This window comes from Cyanobium sp. NIVA-CYA 375 (genome assembly GCF_056108345.1).
The window spans coordinates 1-610 of record NZ_JBSYHW010000380.1 but is presented as its reverse complement, the minus strand read 5'-3'; the positions used below and the strand labels follow the sequence as shown (position 1 = coordinate 610).

At 58.0% G+C, this 610-nt stretch carries 1 protein-coding gene; it reads left to right on the top strand.

Annotation, left to right across the window (positions count from 1 at the left end; all coding sequences use genetic code 11):
• Window positions 1-200: 200 nt before the first annotated feature.
• Window positions 201-610, top strand: a 410-nt coding sequence (locus AC01FP_RS18690; RefSeq protein ID WP_474482401.1) for an AtaL-like protein, incomplete at its 3' end; no start/stop codon positions are given.

Sequence of the window (610 nt, the reverse complement as noted above, 5' to 3'; positions counted from 1 at the left end):
GCCATTGCTACATTGATGCGGCGTGGACGGATCGGGTTCCGGGAGTTCTGGAAGACGAGGAAGACATGTTGGACGAAGTGACGGCCGAACGAACAAGTTCCAGCCGCCTGAGCTGCCAGATCATTGTCTCATCCGAGCTTGAAGGCCTTCGCGTATCGATTCCCCCGCGCCAGTAAAATGGCTCATGCCGGAGAAGAACCATGATATATTCCACTGCAACCGTGCCGGTGAATCCGCCTGGCGAGATGCCGCTCTCGAAAGCGCAGGTCTGGCGCGGTCTCGAACTCAAGGCGCGGGATGCCCGGCTGTTCCTTCCTACAGGCGCATGTACTGCATGCGATGTGACGCTTGAAGGGCCCGATTACATCATGCGGGAAGCGCAGATTATGGGCGATCTCATCTGCGAGTTCGTCTCATTCGTGCCACAGTCGAAGGTGTCATTTCATCAGATTCGCGGGCCGCGCGAGGGTGTCATCATCAACGAGATCATCGAAGATGCCAACGGCGTGCTGGCGTTGCGCTTCTATTGTTTGATCGGCCTGAAATCAGCGGAGCCCGGAAGCCCTGCCGAGCAAGCGGAACAGTCGGTTTTCGACAGCGAGGAGCGCGG